Annotated in this window: 1 protein-coding gene; it reads right to left on the reverse strand. The window is 40.9% G+C overall.

The genetic code is table 11. The features are described 5' to 3' along the window. Window positions 1–750, reverse strand: a 750-nt coding sequence (locus B3157_RS09275) for a transposase (protein WP_292590222.1), incomplete at its 3' end; no start/stop codon positions are given. Window positions 751–886: the final 136 nt, after the last annotated feature.

Consider the following 886-nt stretch of genomic DNA (forward strand, 5'->3'; position numbering starts at 1 on the left):
ATACTCTTCTATCTTCTCTTGATCTTCCACTTTGAACCTTGAGATATCGTTGTGTAGAAATGAGATCAACAGTCCTCTTCTAAGAATCTTTTCGGGAGAAGTCTTTCTGTGCCTTCTTCCCAAACCTTCGTTGTATTCAGCCAAGAATGCGTTCAAATTCCTGTATGAACCTTTATAGCCTTCTTTAACAATGACTCTGAATATACTGGCTATTGTCTTTCTTTCATGATTAAGAGTGATTATAGTTTCTTTGTATGGGTCGAGTATGCTTCTTCTTTCTCTTGAGGCGCTCAGCATCCTTCCCTGATGCTTAACGTATTTTGTTGCTGTCCGGCAATCTATCTTTAGTTCTCTGGAAATGGCGCTTACTGAGTATCCTTTCTGATACATTTCTTTGACAGTCTCAACAAGCTCATTCTTCGCTTCTTCTGTTTCTCTACGTTTGATTTCGGCCTTGGTAAGTTTTCTCACTGTTTGATTTTCGCCAACTACTTCTTTCAGCTTTATTCTGGAAGGTATTGTGCGCCTAATATACTCGCTTGCTCCATCCATAAGGTTCTTAACCAGATGAAAACGATCACTTACCTGTAGTGCCCCGGGCAAAGCTTCTGCTACGGCCTTCGCATATCCTATGGACCCATCTCTTGATACCACTTCTATTTCGGGATATCCTCTCAACCACTCTGTAACTTCGCCAGTATCCCTTGATGGAATCATATCTACAACCTTTGAGGTCTCATAGTCTACCATTAATGTGCCATATGTGTGGCCCTTCCTGGTTGCGAAATCATCTATGCAGACTGTTTTGAGAAGCGTTCTATTTATAACCTGTTTTTTTTAACATCCTCAGAATCGTGTCGTCGGATATTTCGGTAAGTCCATTACT

Source organism: Mesotoga sp. UBA5557 (genome assembly GCF_002425715.1).
Classification (GTDB): domain Bacteria; phylum Thermotogota; class Thermotogae; order Petrotogales; family Kosmotogaceae; genus Mesotoga.